17 protein-coding genes and 2 riboswitches are annotated in these 23,739 nt (G+C 68.8%); of the genes, 1 reads left to right on the forward strand and 16 read right to left on the reverse strand.

Annotated elements, in window-relative coordinates; all coding sequences use genetic code 11:
* Positions 1–2 precede the first annotated feature (2 nt).
* The 16 genes from RMP09_RS00270 to RMP09_RS00345 form a co-directional block, all read right to left on the reverse strand.
* Positions 3–1,505 carry a M20 family metallopeptidase gene (locus RMP09_RS00270; protein WP_310564002.1) on the reverse strand — a complete coding sequence of 501 codons (1,503 nt, stop codon included), beginning with the start codon at positions 1,503–1,505 and terminating at the stop codon, positions 3–5.
* Positions 1,506–1,744: 239 nt separating this feature from the next.
* Complete coding sequence (locus tag RMP09_RS00275; RefSeq protein WP_310564003.1) at positions 1,745–3,313, reverse strand: methyl-accepting chemotaxis protein; 1,569 nt, start codon at positions 3,311–3,313, stop codon at positions 1,745–1,747.
* A 37-nt stretch (positions 3,314–3,350) separates the two neighbouring features.
* Entirely contained in the window at positions 3,351–4,784 is a 1,434-nt protein-coding gene (locus tag RMP09_RS00280) for a methyl-accepting chemotaxis protein (RefSeq protein ID WP_310564004.1), read from the reverse strand.
* A 29-nt stretch (positions 4,785–4,813) separates the two neighbouring features.
* Positions 4,814–6,652, reverse strand: a complete 1,839-nt coding sequence (locus RMP09_RS00285) for a methyl-accepting chemotaxis protein (RefSeq protein WP_310564005.1) — start codon at positions 6,650–6,652, stop codon at positions 4,814–4,816.
* 97 nt (positions 6,653–6,749) lie between these two features.
* Positions 6,750–8,975 carry a Cache 3/Cache 2 fusion domain-containing protein gene (locus tag RMP09_RS00290; protein ID WP_310564006.1) on the reverse strand — a complete coding sequence of 742 codons (2,226 nt, stop codon included), beginning with the start codon at positions 8,973–8,975 and terminating at the stop codon, positions 6,750–6,752.
* A 65-nt stretch (positions 8,976–9,040) separates the two neighbouring features.
* Positions 9,041–9,556, reverse strand: a complete 516-nt coding sequence (locus RMP09_RS00295) for a chemotaxis protein CheW (RefSeq protein ID WP_310564135.1) — start codon at positions 9,554–9,556, stop codon at positions 9,041–9,043.
* 267 nt (positions 9,557–9,823) lie between these two features.
* Positions 9,824–11,353: a methyl-accepting chemotaxis protein gene (locus RMP09_RS00300; protein ID WP_310564007.1), complete on the reverse strand. Its 1,530-nt coding sequence runs from the start codon at positions 11,351–11,353 to the stop codon at positions 9,824–9,826.
* 76 nt (positions 11,354–11,429) lie between these two features.
* Positions 11,430–11,888: a cache domain-containing protein gene (locus RMP09_RS00305; protein WP_310564008.1), complete on the reverse strand. Its 459-nt coding sequence runs from the start codon at positions 11,886–11,888 to the stop codon at positions 11,430–11,432.
* Between the two features lie 67 nt (positions 11,889–11,955).
* Entirely contained in the window at positions 11,956–13,518 is a 1,563-nt protein-coding gene (locus tag RMP09_RS00310; RefSeq protein WP_310564009.1) for a methyl-accepting chemotaxis protein, read from the reverse strand.
* Positions 13,519–13,712: 194 nt separating this feature from the next.
* Complete coding sequence (locus tag RMP09_RS00315) at positions 13,713–15,644, reverse strand: methyl-accepting chemotaxis protein (protein ID WP_310564010.1); 1,932 nt, start codon at positions 15,642–15,644, stop codon at positions 13,713–13,715.
* A gap of 69 nt (positions 15,645–15,713) precedes the next feature.
* Positions 15,714–16,229 (reverse strand): chemotaxis protein CheW, encoded by a 516-nt coding sequence (locus RMP09_RS00320; protein WP_310564136.1) that lies wholly within the window; start codon positions 16,227–16,229, stop codon positions 15,714–15,716.
* A gap of 52 nt (positions 16,230–16,281) precedes the next feature.
* The gene (locus RMP09_RS00325) at positions 16,282–18,057 is read right to left on the reverse strand and encodes a methyl-accepting chemotaxis protein (protein WP_310564011.1); all 1,776 of its coding nucleotides are present in this window, start codon (positions 18,055–18,057) and stop codon (positions 16,282–16,284) included.
* A 47-nt stretch (positions 18,058–18,104) separates the two neighbouring features.
* The gene (locus RMP09_RS00330; RefSeq protein WP_310564012.1) at positions 18,105–19,670 is read right to left on the reverse strand and encodes a methyl-accepting chemotaxis protein; all 1,566 of its coding nucleotides are present in this window, start codon (positions 19,668–19,670) and stop codon (positions 18,105–18,107) included.
* Between the two features lie 280 nt (positions 19,671–19,950).
* Positions 19,951–20,526 carry a TMEM165/GDT1 family protein gene (locus RMP09_RS00335; protein ID WP_310564013.1) on the reverse strand — a complete coding sequence of 192 codons (576 nt, stop codon included), beginning with the start codon at positions 20,524–20,526 and terminating at the stop codon, positions 19,951–19,953.
* A gap of 13 nt (positions 20,527–20,539) precedes the next feature.
* Positions 20,540–20,722, reverse strand: a riboswitch (yybP-ykoY riboswitch).
* A gap of 53 nt (positions 20,723–20,775) precedes the next feature.
* Positions 20,776–21,357, reverse strand: coding sequence for a methionine biosynthesis protein MetW (gene metW / locus RMP09_RS00340; protein ID WP_310564014.1), 582 nt, complete (start codon positions 21,355–21,357; stop codon positions 20,776–20,778).
* Positions 21,350–22,537: a homoserine O-acetyltransferase gene (locus RMP09_RS00345; RefSeq protein ID WP_310564015.1), complete on the reverse strand. Its 1,188-nt coding sequence runs from the start codon at positions 22,535–22,537 to the stop codon at positions 21,350–21,352. Before RMP09_RS00345 ends, metW begins: the two co-directional genes overlap by 8 nt.
* Before the next feature lie 52 nt (positions 22,538–22,589).
* Positions 22,590–22,665, reverse strand: a riboswitch (SAM riboswitch).
* Positions 22,666–22,858: 193 nt separating this feature from the next.
* Between RMP09_RS00345 and RMP09_RS00350 the strand changes: the two genes are divergently transcribed.
* A complete protein-coding gene (locus RMP09_RS00350) occupies positions 22,859–23,680 on the forward strand; it encodes a formate/nitrite transporter family protein (protein WP_310564016.1) in 822 nt (273 codons plus the stop codon).
* Positions 23,681–23,739 lie beyond the last annotated feature (59 nt).

Genomic DNA, 23,739 nt, shown 5'->3' on the forward strand with positions numbered 1-23,739 from the left:
GGTCAGGGCATGCGGGCGATGACCTGCGCGACCGACGCGGTCAGGCGGCGCGCGTAGTCCAGGTGCAGGAATTCGTTGGGGCCGTGCGCGTTGCTGCGCGGGCCCAGCACGCCGCAGACCATCATCTGCGCGGTCGGGAAGCCCTGGCTGAGCATGTTCATCAGCGGGATGGTGCCCCCCTGGCCGATGGTGGCGCAGGCGGCGCCGTAGTGGGCCTGCGAGGCCGCCTGCAGCGCCGACTCGAACCAGGGCGCGGTGCTCGGCGCGTTCCAGCCGGTGGCCGAACTCAGGCCTTCGAAGGTGACCCTGGCCTGGTAGGGCGCGTTGTCTTCCAGCAGCGTCTTGAGCTGCTGCACCGCGCCGGCCGCGTCCACCAGGGGTGGCAGGCGCAGGCTGAGCTTGAACGCCGTGTAGGGCCGCAGCACGTTGCCGGCGTTGGCGATGTCGGGGAAGCCTTCGGCGCCGGTGACCGAGAGGGTGGGCCGCCAGGTGCGGGCCAGCAGGGCTTCGACCGGGTCGGTGGTGGTCGGCAGGGCCGAGACGGTGGCGCCGCCGCAGTCGTGGTGGGCCCAGGGGAAGCGTTTGAACAGCTCGTCGCCCAGGATGGCGGCCGTGGCTTGCGCCTGCGCCAGCCGCTCGCCCGGCACCTGGCAATGGAACGCCGCGGGCAGCAGGTGGCCGGTGCCGCTGTCTTCCAGCCGGTCCAGCACCTGCCGCATGATGCGAAAGCTCGACGGCACCAGGCCCGAGGCGTCGCCCGAGTGGATGCCCTCGGTGAGGATCTCGACCTTGAGCACGCCGCTGGCCATGCCGCGCAGGCTGGTGGTCAGCCAGAGCTGGTCGTAGTTGCCGGCGCCGCTGTCCAGGCAGACCACCAGGCCCACATCGCCCAGGCGGGGGCGCAGCGCGTCCACATAGGGCAGCAGGTCGGCCGAGCCGCTTTCTTCGCAGGTTTCGATCAGGCCGACGATGCGCGGGTGCGCCACGCCCTGCGCCTGCAGCGCCTGGATGGCCGTGATGCTGGCGTAGATGGCGTAACCGTCGTCGGCGCCGCCGCGGCCGTAGAGCTTGCCGTCGTCGATCACCGGGGTCCACGGCCCCAGGTCGCTGCGCCAGCCGTTGAATTCGGGTTGTTTGTCCAGGTGGCCGTACATCAGCACGGTCTGGGCACTGGCCGGGGCCGGTGTGCCGTCTTTTCCGGCGCTGGCCGGCAGTTCAAAAAACAGCACCGGCGTGCGTGATCGGCCCTGGGCGTCGTTCAGGCGAACGATCTCCAACCGCAAGCCCGGCACCTGCTGGGCGCGCACCCAGTCGGCGGCGTTCTGCAACACCCGTTCGAGCAGGCCGTGCGCCGCCCAGTCGGGGTCGAACATGGGCGACTTGGCCGGCACCGCGATGTAGCGTTGCAGCTCGGGCACGATGGTGGAGCGCCAGGCGGCGTCCACCTGGGTTTGCAGGGTCTGGGCGTCCAGCGGGACGGCGGCGGCGGGCAGTCGGGCATTCATGGCGGGCCTTTCCGGTCGGTCGGCAACGAGGCGGCCAGTATAGGCAGGCCAGCGTGCGCGCGCACACCCTTGCGCAACCGGCCACCCGGGCACCGGGCGTGGCCGGTCGGCAGGCGTCGGCGAACGCCGGACCCCCGTGCAGCACGGCGCTCGACGCCCTCACGGTCCCGCAACCACAGCGGCAACGCGTGCGGCGGACAGGAGCGCGCGGTCACACGGATGGCGGACGGGTGTGCCGCTCAGGCGCGGCTGAGCTGGAAGGTGGCCACCACGGCGGCCAGCCTGCCCGCCTGGTCGCGCAGGTTCTCGGCGGCGGCCGCGCTCTGTTCCACCAGCGCCGCGTTCTGCTGCGTCATCTGGTCGAGCTGGCCGACCGCGCTGTTGACCTGGCCGATGCCCTGGCTCTGGTCGTTGGCAGCGGTGGTGATGTCGTTGATGAAGACCGAGATCTTCTGCGCGTGCGTGACGATCTCGCCGATCGTCTGGCCCGCCTCGGCCACCAGGTGGGTGCCGGCCTCGACCTTGTCCACGCTGGCCCCGATCAGCAGCTTGATCTCCTGCGCCGCCTCGGCGCTGCGGCGCGCGAGGTTGCGCACCTCGCCGGCCACCACCGCGAACCCGCGCCCGGAATCACCGGCGCGTGCGGCTTCCACCGCCGCGTTGAGCGCCAGGATGTTGGTCTGGAACGCGATGCCGTCGATCACGCCGATGATGTCGCTGATCTTCTTGCTGCTGTGGTTGATCTCGTCCATCGTGGCCACCACCTGGCTGACCACCTGGCCGCCGCGCGCGGCCACGTCGGCGTTGGTCGCGGCCATGGCGCTGGCCTGGCGCGCGCTCTCCACGCTGTGGCTCACCATGCCGTTGATCTGTTCCAGGCTGCTGGCGGCCTGCTGCAGGCTGCTGGCGGCCAGTTCGGTGCGGTTGGACAGGTCCTGGTTGCCCGAGGCGATTTCCACACTCGCGCTGCCGATGCTGTCGGTGCTGTTGCGCACCTCGCCCACGATGCGCGCCAGCGACGCCTGCATCATGCCCAGCGCGTGCATCAGCGCGGTCAGCTCGTCCTTGCCCTGGGTCTGCACCGGCTGCGTCAGGTCGCCCTTGGCAATGGACGCCGCCAGGTTCTGCGCCACGTTCAGCGGCTGGCAGATGCTCTGCATGTTGGCCAGCGTGGTCGGCACCACCACGAACATGGCCAGGCCCACGGCCACGGCAAAGCCGATCAGGGTGGTGCGCGCCGTCGCGGCCTCCTGGGCCTGCAGGGCCGAGGCCTCGGCGGTGATGAGGGCCTCGATCTTCTTCATGTCCGCCTCCAGCGCCGCATAGCTCTGGTGCGCACGTTCGAGCATGCGGTTGGCCACGGTGGCGCTGTCGTAGCCGCCGCTCTGCATGTTGTTGACCACCGGGTCCACGGCGGCCTCGTAGGCGGCCAGGTTTTTCTCCAGGCTGTGCAGCACCACGTTGTCTTTGTCGGCCGCGCCTTGCTGCATGTGCTGGATCTGCTCGCGCACCACCTTGCGGGCCTTGCCCCAGTTCAGGTTCGCCAGCGACAGCTGCTCGGGCGACTCGTACTGGATCACCATCTCTTTTTCGTACCGGCCCAGGTCGGCCAGCCCCAGGCGCAAGCGCGACAGCGCCTTGGTTTCCTCGAATGCGTGGTCCACGAACTCCTGGCTGATCGACTGCAGGTTCTGCATGCCCCACACCCCCGCGCCCCCCACGCCCAGCAGCAGCACCAGCACGACGCCGATGGCGCCCACCATGCGCACCCGGATGGAAAACAGCCGCATCATTGATTGCAGGCCCATGTCATGAACTCCTTGAACACATCGAACCGTGGCGCGCTCAGGCGCGCGCCTTCTTGAAAACCTGCACCGCCTGTGCCAGCTGCTCGGCCTGCGAGCGCATGCTCTCGGCCGCCGCACTGCTCTGCTCCACCAGCGCGGCGTTCTGCTGCGTCATCTGGTCGAGCTGCGTGACCGCCGTGTTGACCTGACCGATGCCGCTGGCCTGCTCGCCGCTGGCCGCGGTGATCTCGCCAATGATGTCGGCCACCCGCTGCGCGTTGGCCACCACCTCGCCGATGGTGTTGCCCGCCTCGGCCACCAGGCGCGTGCCGGCTTCCACCTTGTCCACGCTGGTGCCGATCAGGCCCTTGATCTCTTTGGCCGCCTCGGCGCTGCGCTGCGCCAGGTTGCGCACTTCGCTGGCCACCACCGCAAAGCCCCGGCCCTGCTCGCCGGCGCGCGCGGCTTCCACCGCCGCGTTGAGCGCCAGGATGTTGGTCTGGAACGCGATGCCGTCGATCACGCCGATGATGTCGTTGATCTTCTTGCTGCTGTGGTTGATCTCGTCCATGGTGGCGACCACCTGGCCCACCACCTGGCCGCCCCGCGCGGCCACTTCCGCGTTGGCCACCGCCATCTGGCTGGCCTGGCGTGCCGCGTCGGCGCTCTGGCGCATGGTGCTGTTGAGCTCTTCCATGCTCGCCGCCGTCTGCTGCAGGCTGCTGGCCGCCTGCTCGGTGCGCGCGCTCAGGTCGCTGTTGCCGTGCGCGATCTCGCGGCTGGCGGCGTCGATGTGCATGGCCGAGGTCTGCACCGAGACCACCACCGCCTGCATGCGCTGCAGCGCGCCCTGCAGCGCACGCGCGACCGGCGTGCCCACGGTCTGGCCGCTCACGTCCAGCGCAATGCCGTCGGCCTGGTCCACCGCGGCCACCAGGGCCGAGAGTTCTTCGCCCTCACGCGCCGTGCGCCCCATGCCCAGCACCAGCACCACCTCCAGCGCGGTCTGGATCACCACGTAGGCGGCGTGCAGCACGATGCGGCCGAAGTTCGCTTCGGACAGGCAATAAAAGCCCAGGCCGACCGCCTGCAGCCGGTCGAACAGCACGTGGTGCACGGCGAACAGCACCGCGGCCAGCAGGATGGGGCGCCAGTCCAGGTACACCAGCAGCGCCGCCAGCGTGACGAAGACACCGAAGTGGTATTCCAGCTCGCCGTGCGCGAGCTGGATGTGCAGCGCCACCAGCGCCACCAGGGACGTGGTCAGCACCAGGCGCGAGAACAGGGTGCCCCGCGCCATGGCGTAGCCCACCACGCCCAGACCGGCCAGCGCCAGAGCGCCGACCACGCCCAGCGTGGGCTCGTGGTACAGAAAACCGATGACGGCGGCGGCCACCGCGCTGAGCGCGATCGCCCCCAGCATCACCTGGTCACCCAACAAGGCGCGGCTGTTGGCCGGCGCGGACGCGCGGGCCGAATGGGCGGTGTGCATGAGGTTCTCCTACGGTGTGCCGGGGGTGGTCAAAAGCTCTCCCAGTCGCCTTCGGCGCTGGCGGGCACGGGGATGTTTTTGGGTGCGGCGGGCACCGGTGTGGATGCGGGTGCAGGTGCCGGCGCAGACGCCACCGAGGCCACCGCAGGCGCGGCCGGGTTGGTCGCCGCCGGCCGGGGCAGGGCAGCGGCCTTGGGCTTGTGGGCCGGCGCGCTCAGCGCCTTGGCCGGAGCGGGCCGCAACGGTGCAGCGTGGGTGGCGCGGGCGCTCAGGGCGCGGCTGGCCGGGGCCGACACCGATACCACCGGGGTCGATGCCGAGGCGTGCGCATCGAGCCGGAACACCGCCACCACCTGGGCCAGGCGCGCGGCCTGGTCTTTGAGGCTTTGCGCGGCCGCCGCGCTCTCTTCCACCAGCGCCGCGTTCTGCTGCGTCATCTGGTCGAGCTGGCTCACTGCCACGTTGACCTGGCCGATGCCGTCGCTCTGCTCACCGGCCGCGGCCGTGATCTCGCCCACGATGTCGCTCACGCGCTGGATCGAGCCCACGATCTCGCTCATGGTCTGGCCCGCATCGGCCACCAGGCGCGTGCCCACGTCCACCTTGTCCACGCTGGTGCCGATCAGGCCCTTGATCTCTTTGGCCGCCTCGGCGCTGCGCTGCGCCAGGTTGCGCACTTCGCTGGCCACCACCGCAAAGCCCCGGCCCTGCTCGCCGGCGCGCGCGGCTTCCACCGCCGCGTTGAGCGCCAGGATGTTGGTCTGGAACGCGATGCCGTCGATGGTGCCGATGATGTCGTTGATCTTCTGGCTGCTGTGGTGGATCTCCTGCATGGTGGCCACCACCTGGTTGACCACTTCACCGCCGCGCACCGCGATCTCGCTGGCGCTGGCGGCCAGCTGGTTGGCCTGGCGCGCCGAGTCCGCGCTGGTGCGCACCGTGGCGGTGAGTTCTTCCATGCTGGCGGCCGTCTGCTGCAGGCTGCTGGCCGTCTGTTCGGTGCGCGCGCTCAGGTCGTGGTTGCCGCTGGCGATCTCGCTGGACGCCACGCCGATGTTGTCGCTGGCCTGGCGCACCTGGGCCACGGTGGACAGCAGCGAGGCCTTCATGTCGGCCAGCGCCTGCTGCAGCTGGCCCAGTTCGTCGCGGCGGTCCACCTGCACGGTCTGCGTCAGGTCACCGTCGGCCACGGCCCGCGCGGCGCGCACCGCGCCGGCCACCGGCACCGTGACCGAGCGCGCCACGCGCCAGGCCACCAGCACACCGACCAGCAGCGCCACCAGCGCGACGACCCCGATCAAGGCCAGCTGGCGAACCTGGGTCGCCTCGGCTTGTTGCAGCTTGTCGTCCACCCGCTGGTGTTCGTATTGCTGCAGCGCCTGCATGCTGCTCACGTAGCGCTGCACCGCCGGCAGCAACTGGCTGTCCAGCAGCTCGGCGGCCTGCGGGTCGGCGGCCTTGAGCGTGTCGAAGTAGGTCTTGCGCTCGGCGATGTACGCTTTGCGACGCGCCGCGATGTCGGTCAGCAGGGCCTTGCCCTGATCGGCCTCGATCGACGCCTCCAGCGCCTTCTGCAGCTCGTTGATGCGTTCGGTGGTCTGGGCGATCAGGGGCTTGAAATAGGCCTCGACCTCGGGGTTGTTGCCGGACTTGGCCAGCGCCATCACGCGGTTGATGTTCAGCTGCGTGCTGGCCACCCATTCGTCGGCCAGCGCCACCTGGCGGTTCATCTCCACCAGCTGTTGCTGGTCGCGGGTGGCCTCGTTCATGCCGCTGTAGACCATGCCGGTCTGCACCAGCAACAGCAGCAGCACGACACCGAAGCCCAGGCCCAGTCGCTGGCCGATGGTGAGTTGGTTGAAGTTCATGAAAGTCTCCAGGGCATCGGGCCGGGCTCAGGCCGCGTGCGGGATGGGAATGTGGTCGGTGCACAAGGTCCGCACCACGTCGGGGTTCAGTCGGTGGTCAGAAGCTCTCCCAGTCGCCTTCGGCGCTGGCGGGCACGGGGATGTTTTTGGGTGCGGCGGGCACCGGTGTGGATGCGGGTGCAGGTGCCGGCGCAGACGCCACCGAGGCCACCGCAGGCGCGGCCGGGTTGGTCGCCGCCGGCCGGGGCAGGGCAGCGGCCTTGGGCTTGTGGGCCGGCGCGCTCAGCGCCTTGGCCGGAGCGGGCCGCAACGGTGCAGCGTGGATGGCGCGGGCGCTCAGGGCACGGCTGGCCGGGGCCGACACCGACACCACCGGGGCCGATGCCGAGGCGTGCGCATCGAGCCGGAACACCGACATCACCTGGGCCAGGCGCGCGGCCTGGTCCTTGAGGCTTTGCGCGGCCGCCGCGCTCTCTTCCACCAGCGCCGCGTTCTGCTGCGTCATCTGGTCGAGCTGGCTCACTGCCACGTTGACCTGGCCGATGCCGTCGCTCTGCTCACCGGCCGCGGCCGTGATCTCGCCCACGATGTCGCTCACGCGCTGGATCGAGCCCACGATCTCGCTCATGGTCTGGCCCGCATCGGCCACCAGGCGCGTGCCCACGTCCACCTTGTCCACGCTGGTGCCGATCAGGCCCTTGATCTCTTTGGCCGCCTCGGCGCTGCGCTGCGCCAGGTTGCGCACTTCGCTGGCCACCACCGCAAAGCCCCGGCCCTGCTCGCCGGCGCGCGCGGCTTCCACCGCGGCGTTCAGCGCCAGGATGTTGGTCTGGAAGGCGATGCCGTCGATGGTGCCGATGATGTCGTTGATCTTCTGGCTGCTGTGGTGGATCTCCTGCATGGTGGCCACCACCTGGTTGACCACTTCACCGCCGCGCACCGCGATCTCGCTGGCGCTGGCGGCCAGCTGGTTGGCCTGGCGCGCCGAGTCCGCGCTGGTGCGCACCGTGGCGGTGAGTTCTTCCATGCTGGCGGCCGTCTGCTGCAGGCTGCTGGCCGTCTGTTCGGTGCGCGCGCTCAGGTCGTGGTTGCCGCTGGCGATCTCGCTGGACGCCACACCGATGTTGTCGGCCGCGGTGCGCAGCTCGCGCATCATGTCCACGAAGCGCTGGCGCATGCCCTCGACCTCGCGCACCAGGCGCCCGATCTCGTCGCGGCGTTCGGTGGCGAAGGCGTGTGAGAGATCGCCCTGCGCCACCGCGGTGACCGTGCGCGAGAGCTCCCCCAGCGGAGCGCTGACGTTGCGGCGGATCAGCACATACAGGCCGAACGCCACCACGGCGGTGGCCACGCCGAGCAGCCCCCAGAAAGCGTAGATGGTGGCCCAGTGGGTGGCCATGGCTTCGTCGTCCGAGACCTGGGCCACCACCCACCAGCCGCCGGCTTTGGCGCTGCGCTTGGCCAGCCACGGGTCGGCGCCCATGGCCTCGCCGCTCAGGGCCGGGCCACCCGGGTGGAACACCTGGGCGTTGGCACGCATCGCGTCCAGCGCGGGGCCGGCGTCGGGGTAGACCTCCAGCACCTTCTTGCCCACGGCCTTGGGGTGCACGACGAAGACGGCGTCGGCGTTCTGCTTGCGCGGGTCGATCACCAGCGTGCGGCCGGTGTCGAAGAAATGCGCCTCGTTGACCAGTTTGACCATCGCGGACTGGAAGGCCGAGACGTCAAAGCCGATGAACAGGATGCCCACCACCTGGCCGGCGGCGTTCTTCACCGCTTCGTAGTGGGTCATGTAGGGGGTGCCGAACAGCACGGCGCGACCGGTGTAGGTCTGGCCTTGCAGCATCAGCGGATAGGCCGGGTGGTCGCGCGCCAGCAGGGTGCCCATGGCGCGCTCACCGTTTTCCTTTTTCAGCGAGGTGGTGACACGTTCGAAGTCGTCCCCCTTGCGCATGAAGATGGTGGCGACCCCGCCGTTGGTTTTGGCAAACGCGTCGACGCTGGAGAAGTCGTCGTTGAGCAGCATGCCCCAGCTCTTGAGGTGCCCGGACGACGCATCGAGATCGAACTGCTCGGCGAACTGCTGGCGAAAGGGCTTGTAGGCCCGTTCGGTCATCATGCGCGCCGTGGCGTCGGAGGCGTCGATCGCGTCGGCCACCGACTGTGCCTTGTCACCGACCCACTGCACGATGCGCTCGCGTGAGCGCTCTTCTGCGACGGTGGAAATCAGCACGCTGGACCCCAGCAGCACGACCGACAGCAACCCGACGGCCTGCAGCGTGAGGGTGCGGGCCAGGGAGCGCGTGTTCGTGGAGGAGGTCATGGCGGGTTCCGGATCGGTTGTGGGCGGCGGGGACGGGCGGGCGCGCTCAGGGCGCCCGGCTCAGGTCACTGCAATTGCTGCGTGGAGGCGTCCATCAGCCCCATGTCGGCGCTGCTCATGAGGGCGGAGATGTCCATCAGGATCAGCATGCGTTCGCCCACGCTGGCGATGCCGGTGATGAAGCTGGTGTCCACCGTGGTGTTCATCTCCGGCGCCGGCTTGATCAGGTCCTGGCTGAGTTCCAGCACGTCCGAGACCGAGTCCACCACCGCACCGACCACCCGGCCGTGCACGTTGAGCACCACCACCACCGTGAAGCCGTTGTATTCCACCTTCTCGCAGTTGAGCTTGATGCGCAGGTCCACCACCGGCACGATCACCCCGCGCAGGTTCACCACGCCCTTGATGAAGTGCGGTGCGTTCGCAATCCGCGTGGGCTCTTCGTAGGAACGGATCTCCTGCACCCGCAGGATGTCGATGCCGTATTCCTCGGCCCCCAGGCGGAAGGTCAGAAATTCGGCGTGCGCGCCTTGCTGCGCGCCCACGTGGCGGCCGCTGGCCGCGCTGGTGTTGGGGTTCATGTCCATGGTGGTCGGTCCTTGAAAGACGGATAGGGTCCATGGACTATCGACCGCTGCGGCGCGCTCTGAAGGTGGGAAAAACGCCGCAAAGCCGGCCCAAACCCCTGCCCGATCGGAAAAGGCGGTCAAAGGTCTTCAGTTCGCACCCCACGGCCCCTGCCCGCCCGACGGGTCGGGCCGGCCATTCGACCAGCGGTTGCCCCAAAGACCCGAGGGTGTGACGGCCGTCTGGCCGTCACACCCTCGGGGTGCACCGGGGGGCCGGACTCAGCCGTGCACGCGGAACACCGCCACCGCCTGCGCCAGGCGCGCCGCCTGGTCTTTCAGGCTCTCGGCCGCCGCCGCGCTTTCTTCCACCAGCGCCGCGTTCTGCTGCGTCATCTGGTCGAGCTGCGTGACCGCGACGTTGACCTGGCCGATGCCCTCGCCCTGCTCGCCGGCCGAGGCCGAGATCTCGGCAATGATGTCGGTCACGCGCTGCACGCTGGCCACGATCTCGCCCATGGTCTGGCCCGCCTCGGCCACCAGGCGTGTGCCCACGTCCACCTTGTCCACGCTGGTGCCGATCAGGCCCTTGATTTCCTTGGCCGCCTCGGCGCTGCGCTGCGCGAGGTTGCGCACCTCGGCCGCCACCACCGCAAAGCCCCGGCCCTGCTCACCGGCGCGCGCTGCTTCCACCGCGGCGTTGAGCGCCAGGATGTTGGTCTGGAACGCGATGCCGTCGATCACGCCGATGATGTCGTTGATCTTTTTGCTGCTGTGGTTGATCTCGTCCATGGTGGTGACCACCTGGCCCACCACCTGCCCGCCACGCACCGCGATCTCACTGGCGCTGGCGGCCAGCTGGTTGGCCTGGCGCGCGGCGTCGGCGCTGCTCTGCACCGTGCCGGTCAGCTGCTCCATGCTGGCGGCGGTCTCTTCCAGGCTGCTCGCGGCCTGCTCGGTGCGGCTCGACAGGTCCTGGTTGCCCGCCGCGATCTCGGCGCTGGCGGTGCCGATGCTGTCGGCCGCCGAGCGCACCTGCACCACGGTGTTGAGCAGGGACGCCCTCATCGCGGCCAGGGCGCGGAGCAGTTCGCCCAGTTCGTCGTTGCGGTCGGTCTCCACCGTCTGGGTCAGGTCGCCGTCGGCCACGGAGCGGGCCACGCGCGAGGCCTGGTCCAGCGCGCGCGCCACCTGCCGCAGCATGAGCCAGGCCACCGTCACCACCGCCGCCGCCACCACCAGCGACAACAGGCTGAGCAGCCAGTGCGTGCCCGCCGCGGCGGCGGCCTGGTCTTCGGCGTCCTGTGTGGCGCGCTCCACCATCTTGGCCTGGACCGCGCCGAGCGAGCGCCCCAGGGCGCCGTAGGCCTCGTCCGCGCCTTGCATGGCCGCCACGCCGGTGTTGGGGTCCACCGAGGCGAGATCGATCGCGGCGTCCGCTTTCTTGAAGTAGTCGGCCACCTGCTGGCGCGCCGTGTCGGCGTCGGCACGCAGTGCGCTGCCGGGGGGCATCTGCTGATCCAGCCGGGCGCTGGTCGTCGCCGAGCGCTCGGCCAGCGCCTTGCGCCGGGCCTGGATCGTGGGTTCGTCGAGCGAGCCGATGATGGTCATCATGCGGTAGACCTCGACGTGGGCCTGGTTCACGTCGGCCTGCAGGCTGCTCAGGGCCTGCACCTCCCCGATGTGCTCGCTGAAGGAGGCGACCGCCTGTGCATTGGAGCGGCTGAGCAACCAGGAATCCACCTGGCCGGCCAGCAGCACGACCGCAGCCGTCACCACCGGTGCCAGCAAGAGTTTCTGACCCAGTTTCATGGGGTGTCCTTATCGTTGTCGACCTGCTGCATTCGCACGCGGCGCACCCACACGGGCGCGCCGGCGTGGGTGGGCCTTATTTGTAGATGCCGCCGCAGACCACGGTGGTGTCCAACTTCTCGCAGTACATGGCCTTGGGCTCGATCTTCTTGGTCTCGGGGTTGGTGAACTTGTAGTCCTGCCAGAAGCTGGCCTTGGTCTTGGCCATTTCGACGCGCTCGCGCACGAAGGGCTTGCCGTCGATGTCCTTGAGGTCGATCAGGTTCTTGCCGATCATTTTTTCGTTGGCCCCGTGGGCGTGGACCGTGCCGTCCAGACCGTAGACCACCAGGTACAGGTCTTCCTTCTTGAACTGGCTGGTCTTGCTGCTGATCTCGGCGTAGCCCTTGTCCTTGCCGCTGGCGGTGATGAAGGCCACGCCTTTTTTGACCATGGCGATGGCGTCATCGGGTTTGGCGTCGGCGTGCGCCGTCAGGCTGGCGCCGGCCAGGGCGAGGGTGGCGACAGAGGCCAGGAAGGTGCGAGCGAAGGTCATGTGAAGTCTCCTGTGGATGGTTGGGAGGGGTGAGGGAACCGATAGGGGTGCGGAGAAAGATCCGGGGTCAGGCGGTGGTGCGGAACACCGCCACCACCTGGGCCAGGCGCGCGGCCTGGTCTTTGAGGCTTTGCGCGGCCGCCGCGCTCTCTTCCACCAGCGCCGCGTTCTGCTGCGTCATCTGGTCGAGCTGGCTCACTGCCACGTTGACCTGGCCGATGCCGTCGCTCTGCTCACCGGCCGCGGCCGTGATCTCGCCCACGATGTCGCTCACGCGCTGGATCGAGCCCACGATCTCGCTCATGGTCTGGCCCGCATCGGCCACCAGGCGCGTGCCCACGTCCACCTTGTCCACGCTGGTGCCGATCAGGCCCTTGATCTCTTTGGCCGCCTCGGCGCTGCGCTGCGCCAGGTTGCGCACTTCGCTGGCCACCACCGCAAAGCCCCGGCCCTGCTCGCCGGCGCGCGCGGCTTCCACCGCCGCGTTGAGCGCCAGGATGTTGGTCTGGAACGCGATGCCGTCGATGGTGCCGATGATGTCGTTGATCTTCTGGCTGCTGTGGTGGATCTCCTGCATGGTGGCCACCACCTGGTTGACCACTTCACCGCCGCGCACCGCGATCTCGCTGGCGCTGGCGGCCAGCTGGTTGGCCTGGCGCGCCGAGTCCGCGCTGGTGCGCACCGTGGCGGTGAGTTCTTCCATGCTGGCGGCCGTCTGCTGCAGGCTGCTGGCCGTCTGTTCGGTGCGCGCGCTCAGGTCGTGGTTGCCGCTGGCGATCTCGCTGGACGCCACGCCGATGTTGTCGCTGGCGCCGCGCACCTGCGTCACCAGCTTCTGCAGCGCCTCGACCATCTCGCCCAGGGCCGCGAGCACGCTGCCCGGCGGCACGCCCTGCAGGCGCACGGCCAGGTTGCCCCGGGCCACGTCCTGCATGACGGCCACAGCCTCGCCGGGCTCGCCGCCGATCTGGCGCACCACGCCGCGCAGCACGATCCAGCCGAAGCCCGCCATGGCCAGCAAGGCCACCCCGCCGACCACCAGGTTGCCCAGCACGGCGCGCATCACCAGCGCGTTCAGGTCGTCGGTGTACAGGCCCGAGCCCACCATCCAGTTCCAGCCCTCGACCTGGATCACGTACTGCAGCTTGGGCACCGGGGTCTTTTCGCCCGGGCGCGGGAAATTGGTCATGACGAAGGCGCGCCCGTCGCGGCTGGCGCGCAGGCCGTCGATCAGGGCGACGATGATGTCCACGCCCTGGCCGTCCTTGATCTGGCCGACCATGTTGCGGCCGCTCCACTCGGGCTTGATGGGGTGCATCACCCCCACGCCCTGGAGGGTCCAGATGTAGAAGTAGTCCTTGCCGTCGGCGCCGTAGCGCGCGTGGCGCAGCGCGGCCTGGGCGGCCTTCTGGGCGTCGGCCTCGCTCAGCTGGCCGGCCGCGGCCTGCTGGCGGAAACCGTCCACGATGGCGTGGGCCGACTGCACGGCCGCCACCAGCTGGCCTTCGCGGCCTTCGATGAGCTGCTGGCGCACCTGCCAGACCGAGAGCCCGCCCAGCAGGGCCATGCCGACGACGGCGACGGCCACGAGGGCCAGGATTTTGCTGCGAAAGCTCAGAAGGTGTGGCATGGCAGTGGCGGCGGGCGCCCCCGTGGGCCGGATCGTTCCGCGTGTGGCCGATCCGGTCGGGTTGGACAGCGCTTGGGCGGTGCGCCTGGGCGCACGGTCGAAGCAGGTCCATGGACTATCGACCGGCCGGGGCCGGACTGAAGCCGCGATAAGCGCCACCGGACAGGAGGTATTCCCGCACCGGCGCGTGCCGTTCAGCCCCCCGCCAGCCGGAAGCGGCCCACCAGCGCCGCCAGTTGCCGGGCCTGCGCTTGCAGGCTGTCGGCCGCGGCCGCGCTTTCTTCCACCAGCGCCGCGTTCTGCTGCGTCACCTGGTCCAGCTGAGCCACCGCGTTGCCCACCTGGGCAATGCCGCTGGCCTGCTCGGCACTCGACGCGGCTATGGCCTCGATCAGCTGGTTCACCTGCGCCACGCGGTCCACGATGCGGCCCACGCTGGCGCCCGCATCGGCCACCAGGGCCGTGCCGGCTTCCACCCGGTCCACACTTTCGCTGATCAGCTGCTTGATCTGCTTGGCCGCCTCGGCGCTGCGCTGCGCGAGGTTGCGCACCTCGGCCGCCACCACCGCAAAACCGCGACCCTGCTCGCCGGCCCGCGCGGCTTCCACCGCGGCGTTCAGGGCCAGGATGTTGGTCTGGAAGGCGATGCCGTCGATCACGCCGATGATGTCGTGGATGCGGCGGCTGCTCTGGCTGATCGCTTCCATGGTGGTCACGACCTGGCCCACCGTCTGGCCGCCCTCGCGGGCCGCGTCGGTAGCGCCGCGCACGATGGCGCTGGCCTGGCGCGCCGTGTCGGCGTTCTGCTGCACGGTGCTGGTCAGCTGCTCCATGCTGGCGGCCGTCTGCTGCAGGTTGCTGGCCTGCTCTTCGGTGCGCTGCGAGAGGTCGGCGTTGCCGGTCGCGATCTGGCTGCTGCCGGTGGCGATGTGGTCGCTGCCCTGGCGCACCTGTGACACCACCTGGGCCAGCCCGTCGTTCATGGTCTTGAGGGCCTGCAGCAGCTGTGCCGTTTCGTCGCGGCCGCGCACCTCGATGTGCGAGGTCAGGTCGCCGGCGGCCACGGTCTGGGCCACCTGCACGGCCTGGGCAATGGCGGTCGTGGTGCTGCGCGCGATGGCCCACATGAACGCTGCGCCCAGCGCCATGAGCGCGGCCAGGCCGCCGACCATGACCATCAGCCCGGTGCTGGCGCTGCGTTCGCGCTCGTGCAGCGTGGCCGAGAGCTGGTCGAACCCGGCGGTGATGAGCGCGAACTGCGCGTCGATCTGGCGCGTGAGGATGCCGAAATAGTCGGAGGCCGCCATGCTGGGCACCTCGGCCTGCACGATGGCCTGCCCGGTCAGGGCGAACGCGGCCTCGGCCTGCTGCCAGGCCTGCTGGGCGGGGGTGTTCAGTTGCTGGCCATAGGCCGGCTCGGCGGCCACGGCCTTTTCAAGGCTGCGACGCGCCTGGCGCAGGTGCGCCCGCGAAAGGTCGGTCAGGGCGGCCAGCTGCGCACGCTGCGCGGTGCCCACTTCGCCGCGCGCCAGCGCGAGCGAACCTTGTGCACGGGTCTGGCCCAGGGTCTCGGTCAGGCGCGGCAGGTGCATCAGCACCGACTGGATCAGGAAGTAGCTGTGGCCGTGCGGGTCCAGGCTCATGCCCGACGCGTCGGTGACCGACTCCAGCAGGTTGAGCTGGCGTTCGATGAGCGCGGTGTGGCGCGCAAAACTCTGCGGGCCGGTGACGCCGCGGCTGGCCACGGCGCGCGACAGCTCGGCCCATTCGGTTTCGATGGCCTGCAACTCGGTGCCCAGCGCCGGGGTGTTCAGCGCACCCAGGCTTGCGCGCACCTGCGGCAGAAGCTGGCCGATCGCAGCCTGGCGCTTCTCGCGCTCGCCCTGCAGCGCCTCGTTGCCGCCCAGCACATTGGCCGAGAGGCCGCGGTGCTGCTGGCTCAGCTGCACCAGCTGCAGGATGTGGCCGGCCGGGGCAATGCCCGCGGCCTCTGCGCGTGCCGCCTCCCAGACGGTCAGCTCGCCGCGCACCGCAAAGGTGACGGGCAGGGACACCATGAGCAGGGCGATCAGGCCCAGGACCAGGAATTTGTGGGCCAGCCGGAGCTGGGCAATGAAACGGAACATGGGAACTCCCTGGAATCGCTCGGCGCTGAACCGGTCCCCGCGTCGCGCGGGACAGGTCCGGCGCGGCCTTTACTGCAAGTTTTGAGACGAGGCGTCCATGAGGCCCATGTCGGCGCTGCTCATGAGCGCGGCGATGTCCATCAGGATCAGCATGCGTTCGCCCACGCTGGCAATGCCGGTGATGAAGCTGGTGTCCACCGTCGTGTTCATCTCCGGTGCCGGCTTGATCAGCTCCTGGCTGAGCTCCAGCACGTCGGACACCGAGTCCACCACCGCACCGACCACCCGCCCGTGCACGTTCAGCACGATCACCACCGTGAAACCGTTGTATTCCACCTTCTCGCAGTTGAGCTTGATGCGCAGGTCCACCACCGGCACGATCACCCCGCGCAGGTTCACCACGCCCTTGATGAAGTGCGGTGCGTTCGCAATCCGCGTGGGCTCTTCGTAGGAACGGATCTCCTGCACCCGCAGGATGTCGATGCCGTATTCCTCGGCCCCCAGGCGGAAGGTCAGGAATTCGGCGTGCGCGCCTTGCTGCGCGGTCACGGAGCGGCCGGAGGCCGGAGCGGCGTGGGTGTTCATGTCCATGGTGGGTCCTGGTGTTCGGTGGTCGGGTGGGTGGGGGAGTTCAGGCTCAGAAGCTTTCCCAGTCGTCGCTGGCACCCGCGCTGACGGGGGTGGACTTGGCTGCGGCCTTGGGCGCAGCTGGTGCGGGCGTGTGGGCCGCTGCGGCGGGCTTGGGCAGGGCCTTGGGCGACGCCGGGCGGGCCAGCGGCTTGGCTGCTGCCGGCGCGGCACGCGAGACGGGGGCCGCCATCAGCTGCGACACCGCCGCCACCGGCGAGGCGCTGGCGCTGTGGTTGCCGGCGGTGCGGAACAGGCTGACGGCGTGCACCAGCTGCTCGGCCTGGCCGCGCAGGCTGGACGCGGCAGCGGCGCTTTCTTCCACCAGCGCGGCGTTCTGCTGCGTGGTCTGGTCCATGCTGGTCACGGCCTCGGCGACCTGGTTCACACCAGCGTTCTGTTCCTGGCTGGCGCTGCTGATCTCGCCCACGATGTCGGTCACGCGCTGGATCGACTGCACCACTTCCTGCATGGTCGTGCCGGCCTGGTCCACCAGGGCGGTGCCTTGCTCCACGCGTTCCACGCTGGCGTTGATCAGGCCCTTGATTTCCTTGGCCGCTTCGGCGCTGCGCTGCGCCAGGTTGCGCACCTCGGCCGCCACCACCGCAAAGCCGCGCCCCTGCTCGCCCGCCCGCGCCGCTTCCACCGCGGCGTTCAGGGCCAGGATGTTGGTCTGGAACGCGATGCCGTCGATCACGCCGATGATGTCGCTGATCTTGCGGCTGCTGTCGTTGATGTCGCGCATGGTCTGCACCACCTGGTTGACCACCTCGCCACCCTGCACCGCGACGCTGCTGGCGCTGGCGGCCAGCTGGCTGGCCTGGCGCGCGTTGTCGGCGTTCTGCTGTGCGGTCGAGCCCATTTCTTCCATGGAGGCGCTGGTCTCTTCCAGCGCGCTGGCCTGCTGCTCGGTGCGGCTGGACAGGTCGGAGTTGCCCTGGGCGATCTGCGCGCTGGCGGTGGCCACGCCCTCGGCGTTCTGGCGCACGCTGTTGACCAGGGTGCTCAGCGCGTTCTGCATCTTTTGCATGGCCTGCAGCAGCAAGCCTGTTTCATCGGAGCGGTTCACAACGATCTGCTGGGTCAGGTCGCCGCCCGCAATGTGATCGGCAATCTGCACAGCCTCGTTGATCGGGCGGGTGATCGAGCGCGAGAGCAACCAGGCAAACAGGCTGCCCAGAGCCACAACAAAGGCGAGCCCCGCGCTAATCATCCAGATCGACTGTTGGAACAACTCGCTCCCACGGTGTGTGGCGTCCTGCGATCCCTTGGAATTGAGCTCGACCAGTTCGCCCAACACCTGGTTCATCTCGAAATACTGCTTGCGCGAGTCGCCCATCATGACGGCGCGCGCCTCCTCGTTGCGGTTGGCTCTGGAATGGTCGATGGCCTTCTGATGCTCAACCGTGTACGGCTGCCACAAGGCTTCAAACTTTTGCTGCAGCGCACGCTCTTCTGGCGAAGAAACCAGCTTGTCGTATGCAGCGCGTTCCGCGTCGATGGACTTGCGCAACTCGGCCAGCCGGCCCTCTACCACTTGCCTGTCTTTCTCGTCGTTGGAGAGAATGTGCACGAACTCCTGCACGCGAAACGCCGCCACATCGCCGTCCAGCTGAGCGGTCATTTCCACGCTGGGCAGCCAGTTGTCGTCGATCTCGTTGGACACAGCGTTGACGGCCTGCATCCGGATCAGGCCGAACGCGCCGAACAGCACGGTCAGCACCAAGACCGCCCCAAATCCCAGGGCAAGGCGCGCACCCAGGCGCAGATTGTTCAAAAAGTTCATGGTCTTCTCTCAGGTGGGATGGATAGGAGGCGCGTTGTAAGGCCCTCTCAGCGCGCGCCAGCGCCAGAGAGTTTGAAAACGGAAACGGCTTGCACCATCTGCTCGGCCTGCTGGCGCAGGCCGGCCGCGGCGGCGGCGCTCTCTTCGACCAGTGCGGCGTTCTGCTGCGTGGCCTGGTCCATCTGGCGCACGGCTTCGCTCACGCGGGCCACGCCAGCGCTCTGCTCGGTGCTGGCGCTGCTGATCTCGCCCACGATGTCGGTCACGCGCTGGATCGACTGCACGATCTCCTGCATGGTGCTGCCGGCCTGGTCCACCAGGGCGGTGCCCTGCTCGACGCGTTCCACGCTGGCGTTGATCAGGCCCTTGATTTCTTTGGCCGCTTCGGCGCTGCGCTGCGCGAGGTTGCGCACCTCGCCGGCCACCACGGCAAAGCCCCGGCCCTGCTCGCCCGCGCGGGCGGCTTCCACCGCGGCGTTGAGCGCCAGGATGTTGGTCTGGAACGCGATGCCGTCGATCACGCCGATGATGTCGTTGATCTTGCGGCTGCTGTCGTTGATGTCTTTCATGGTCTGCACGACCTGACTCACCACGTCACCGCCCTGGATGGCCACACTGCTGGCGCTGGCGGCCAGCTGGCTGGCCTGGCGCGCGCTGTCGGCGTTCTGCTGCGCGGTGTGGCCCAGCGTGGTGGTGGTGGAGTTGGTTTCTTCCAGCGCGGCGGCCTGCTGTTCGGTGCGGCCCGAGAGGTCTTCGTTGCCCTGGGCGATCTGGGTGCTGGCGGTGGCCACGCTTTCGGCGCTGCCGCGCACGTCGGCCACCACGCGCGAGAGCGAACCCTGCATCTCGCCCAGCGCGGCCAGCAGGGGTGAGAACTCGTCGTGTCCGTCGTCCCGCACGGCGGTGCTCAGGTCACCGTCGCGCACGCGCTCAGCCGTGCCCTGGGCAAGGGCCACCCGGCGGTGCAACTGACCCGCCACCCAGGCCGAGAAGGCCAGCAGGCCCACTGCGATCACGGCCACCAGCGCCACCAGGGCCGACGAGGTCGTGCCGATGGTGCTCTGGATGCTCTGGATGTCGGCGGCCAGGGCTTCTTGCTGGTAGGTCACGCCTTCGTCCAGCACCTTGAGCACTTTGTTGCGCGCGGGAATGGTTTCGTCCACCAGGAAGGCAAAGGCGTACGTGGTGTCACCGGCCATGATCAAGGTCACGTTTTTCTCGGCGATGCCCCAGAAGGTGTTCATCAGGGGTGGCAGCTGGGCGAACTGGGCCTTGCCCTTGTCGGTGTACAGGCCTTGCTCGTACCGGGCCATGGTCTCGGCAATGAGCTTGCGTTTGGCACCAATGTCGGCCAGCGCCGCGTCGCGCTCTTCGGGCGTGCGGGCCAGCATGGCGTGCCGCAACTGCAGCGACGACCGCGTGACCGCCAGCTCCAGGTCGGACATGGCGGTCAGCTGCGGGGCGCGGACCTTCTGGGTGGTTTCGGCCTTGTCACTGGCGTCGTGCAGGCTGACATAGGCGTAGACCGCCAATGCCACCAGCGCCAGCGAAACGGCGATGCTCAGCGTGTACAGGCGCTTCGCAATGCCAAAACCGATCGAATGCTTGTTCATGGGTGTTCCCTGCGGATGGGGGCGTCGTGGCAACCACACCCGCAGGGACGCCCGCCCATGGATGCGCCGATCGGTACACACATGTCCCCAGGAATTGCGTGGACTTGTGATCGTCAAAACAACTATCGGCGGACCCCGGCGCATCTGAAGTGCGAAAAAAGGGTGCATTTGCACCCTTGATGTCGGTGATGGCGGGGGTTTTGACCTGGATCAACGCCACGGCCGGCCCCGAAACCGGGTGCGGCGTGCGGTCTGTCACGCACGCCGCCCGGCACCGTGGTCAGAACAGGTGGCCGACGTTGAGCAGGGTGAGCACGCCCAGCACCGCAAAAATGAGCGCCGAGATGCCGTGCACCAGCGTCATCGACACCTTTTGGGCGATCTGGTCGCCCAGGAAGACCGCCGGCACGTTGGCCAGCATCATGCCCAGCGTGGTGCCGGCGACCACGGCCACCACCGCGTCGTAGCGCGCGGCCAGGGCGACAGTGGCGATCTGCGTCTTGTCGCCCATCTCGGCCAGGAAAAAGGCCACCACGGTGGTGCCGAACACCCCCAGGCGCAGGCCCTTGGCGTCGGTCTCGTCCTCGTCGATCTTGTCGGGGATCATCATCCACACCGCCATGGCCAGGAACGAGCCGCCGATGATCCAGCGCAGCCAGACCGGGCCGATCGCGTCGGCCACCCACTGGCCGACGGCACCGGCCAGCGCGTGGTTGGCCAGCGTGGCCACCAGGATGCCCAGCACGATGGGCAGGGGTTTGCGAAAGCGCGCGGCCAGCAGCATGGCCAGCAGCTGCGTCTTGTCGCCCATTTCACCGAGCGCGACGATGCCGATGGAGACCAGAAATGCTTCCAAGATGGTGTTCCTCAGGGCCAGACCAACGAGATGACCACAACGCGTCCCCGGCCCGACCGGAGGCGTTGTGGTCACAGGTCTTGCCAGGCCAGGTGGTTCCTGGGCTGCCCGCGCCATGGTCGTGAGGACCAAGTGTGTTGACGCGGGCCCTTGCAGTGTTTGCCCTGCAAGGCGGCTACTCCCCCATGACGGGTGAGCGGCGATTCTAGCCGCAGCGACCTGCGCAGCGGCGGCGCGTGGGCCCGATGTTCAGTTGTTGAACTTGAAGACCGCCGTGCTCGCCAGCAGGTTCGGGAAACGGCGCACTTCCTGCCCCTCGTGCAGGCCGAAGCTGTCGGTGATGCTCAGGCCGCAGCTGCGCGCCAGCACTTCAAAATCGGCAAAGGTGCCGACGCGGATGTTGGGCGTGTCGTACCACTGGTAGGGCAGGCGCTTGGTCACCGGCATGCGGCCCTGCAGCACGGCCAGCCGGTTGGGCCAGTGGGCAAAGTTGGGAAAGGCCACCACGCCGCTGCGGCCCACGCGTGCGGTCTCGCGCAGCATGGTTTCGGCGTTGCGCAGGTGCTGCAGGGTATCGATCTGCAGCACCACGTCGAAGGCGTCGTCGCCGAACATGTTCAGCCCGTCTTCCAGGTTGAGCTGCAGCACGTTGACGCCGCGCTTGAGGCAGGCGTGCACCTTGGCGTCGTCGATTTCCACGCCGTAGCCGGTGCACTGGCGCGTGGCCTGCAGGTGGGCCATGAGGGCGCCGTCGCCGCAGCCCAGGTCGAGCACGCGCGAGCCCGGCGGCACCAGGCGGGCGATGCTGTGCAGGATGGTCGGGTCAGCCATGGGCCACCTCCGTGGTCACGCCCTGGGAAACGGTCTGTTCGAAGTAGCTGCGCACGGCCGCGTGGTAACGCGGGTCGTCGAGCAAGAAGGCGTCGTGGCCGTGCGGCGCATCGATCTCGGCGTAGCTCACGTCGCGCTTGTTCTCCAGCAGGGCCTTGACGATTTCTCGGCTGCGCCCGGGCGAGAAGCGCCAGTCGGTGGTGAAGCTGACCAGCAGGAACTTGGCCGTGGCGCGCGCCAGCGCGGCGCTGAGGTTGCCGTCGTACTCGCGCGCGGGGTCGAAGTAATCGAGCGCGCGGGTGATGAGCAAATAGGTGTTGGCGTCGAAGTACTCGCTGAACTTGTCGCCCTGGTAGCGCAGGTAGCTCTCGATCTGGAACTCCACGTCCTGCGTGGTGTAGCGGTAGGCCAGCTCGGCGGTGTCGGCCGGGTCTTCCCCGTTGGCGGTGCGCAGCGAACGACCAAATTTTTCGTTCATCACGTCGTCGCTCAGGTACGTGATGTGGCCGATCATGCGGGCGATGCGCAGGCCACGGCGCGGCAGCGTGCCTTCGCGCAGGTAGTGGCCACCACAGAAGTCCGGGTCGGTCACGATGGCGCGGCGCGCCACCTCGTTGAAGGCGATGTTTTCGGCCGTGAGGTTGGGCGCGCTGGCCACCACCACCGCGTGGCGCACCCGCTCGGGGTACTGCAGGGTCCAGCTCAGGGTCTGCATGCCGCCCAGGCTGCCGCCCATGACGGCCGCCAGTTGCTGGATGCCCAGCACGTCGAGCAGGCGGGCCTGGGCGTCGACCCAGTCTTCCACCGTGACCACCGGGAAGTCGGCGCCCCAGGGCTGGCCGGTGGCGGGGTTGGTGTGGGTCGGGCCGGTGCTGCCGAAGCACGACCCGATGTTGTTGACGCCGATGACGAACCAGCGGTTCGTGTCCAGCGCCTTGGCCGGCCCGATCATGTTGTGCCACCAGCCTTCGCTGCGCGGCAGCGGCTGGCCGTGTTCGTCGGCGTGAAAGCCGGCCACGTGGTGGCTGGCGTTGAGGGCGTGGCAGATCAGCACCGCGTTGGAGCGGTCGGCGTTGAGCGTGCCGTAGGTCTCGACTTTGAGTTCGTAGGCCGGCAGCACGGCGCCGCTTTTGAGCGGCAGCGGCGTGTCGAACCGGAACGTTTGGGGTGTGACGATCACTGGGTTCTCCTGCGAGGCAGGTCCGAAAAGAGAAAAGCCCGGAACACCAAGAGGCAGACCGGGCATCTCCCCTTTAGCGGCATTTTTAGAGCGCCCGCAATCCGGATCAAATCGGCGCTGTGCGGCAGTATAAAGGCTGAGGCAACGCTGATGAAGTCTCTCGCGGGGCGCTCATCTCGCTCTCGGGCGGTCTGCCGCGTTTCAAAGCCTCGCCGGGCCGCCCGGCCCGTCTGCGTTTTGCGCCTTGCAGCCCATCCCGACAGCGAGTGATCGCATCCGCGGGGACCTCATCAGCGTCGCCCTGATCTCAAAGGAAAGCCCATGTCCGAACTGTTTGGCTCCGACGCCTACGCCCCGCGCGAGGTGGCCCAGCGCATCGAGACCGTGGGCGTGGCCAAGGCCCGCATGGCCACCCTGCCGCTGCTGATGCTGGGCGTGCTGGCGGGGGCATTCATCGGCCTGGGTTCGCTGTTTTTCAACCTGGTGCGATCGGACCCCACGCTGGGCTTTGCCACCGGCCAGGTGCTGGGCGGCGGGGTGTTCGCGCTCGGCCTGCTGCTGGTGGTGGTGGCCGGGGCCGAACTGTTCACCGGCAACAACCTGATCGTCATGGCCTGGGCGGATGGCCGCATCGGCAGCGCCGAGGTGCTGCGCAACTGGGTGCTGGTGTGCGCGGCCAATTTCGTCGGCGCGGCCGGGCTGGCCCTGCTGGTGTACCTGAGCGGGCACACCGCGCAGGCTGGCGGCGCGATCGGCGCCCAGGTCGTCAAGATCGCGCTGGCCAAGCAGTCGCTGCCCTGGCACGAGGCCTTCTTTCGCGGCGTGCTGTGCAACGTGCTGGTGTGCCTGGCGGTGTGGATGGCCATGGCCGGACGCAGCGTGGTGGACAAGGCGGTGGCGGTGGTGCCGCCGGTGGCGGCGTTCGTGGCCGCGGGCTTTGAGCACAGCATCGCCAACATGTATTTCTTTCCCCTGGCCATGCTGGTGCAGGCGGGCGACCCGGCGCTGGCCGCGCCGCCCGTGACCTGGAGCGGCCTGGGCGGGAACCTGCTGCCGGTGATCGCCGGCAACCTGCTGGGCGGCAGCGTGCTGGTGGGGCTGAGCTACCACCTGATTTACCGGCCGGGCCCGCCCCCCAACTGACCGCGTGGCCGCACGATCGGCGCCGTTCGTGCGTTTGTGCCCGCTCCCGCGGGGCGGAC

The organism is Hydrogenophaga sp. (assembly GCF_031426985.1).
Taxonomy (GTDB): domain Bacteria; phylum Pseudomonadota; class Gammaproteobacteria; order Burkholderiales; family Burkholderiaceae_C; genus Hydrogenophaga.